Here is a 677-nt window from a genome sequence, read left to right as displayed (position 1 = left end):
GTCCGCCTGCCCGCCGACGCCGTGCTCGCGCTGGGCACGGCGATCGCTTCGGCACTGGCGGCGGCCCACGCGGCCGGCGTCCTGCACGGCGGGGTGACGCCGGACAACGTGCTCTACCGCGCTTCGGGCGAGTTCGTCCTGGCCGACTTCGGGCAGACGCTGCGCCGCCGGTTCCCGCGCGATCCGGTGCACGCGGTGGAGTACACCGCGCCGGAAACCCTGCGCGACGACACGCTTTCGCCCGCGTCCGACCTGTACGGCCTCGGCGCGGTGCTGTACAGCGCGCTGACCGGGGCGCCGCCGTTCCCGCGCCGGACCGGGCAGCAGCCCGGCGAGCGGATCCTGCAGGTGCTGCGGGAACCGGCCGCGCCGATCCGCGGCGCGGACGTCCCACCCGGACTGTCCGATGTGGTCGGGAGCTTGCTGGCCAAGGACCCGGACGACCGGCCGGCGGACGTCGTGACGCTGCTGGAGAACCTCCGCGACGGCGTCACACCACCGGTTCCCGCGCTCCCCGAGGCCGACCCCGAGCCGGAGCCGGCCGACGTCGATTTCGACGACTTCGCCGAGGAACCCCGGCCCGCCGCGTCCGCGCCGGCCCCGCTTCCCCCGAGCGGGCGCACGCTGATCCGCACGTTCGGCGGCCCGCCGCAGCGCCCGGCTTCACCCACCCGGCG

At 76.5% G+C, this 677-nt stretch carries 1 protein-coding gene; it reads left to right on the top strand.

Annotation, left to right across the window (positions count from 1 at the left end):
* Positions 1 to 677: protein kinase (locus tag G3I65_RS11985; RefSeq protein WP_160696168.1), on the top strand; the 677-nt coding region annotated here is incomplete at both ends.

The organism is Amycolatopsis sp. SID8362, assembly GCF_010550475.1.
In the GTDB taxonomy this organism is placed as follows: Bacteria; Actinomycetota; Actinomycetes; order Mycobacteriales; family Pseudonocardiaceae; genus Amycolatopsis; species Amycolatopsis eburnea.
The sequence above is the reverse complement of the archived record's forward strand: the minus strand, read 5'-3'. Positions and strand labels throughout refer to the sequence as shown.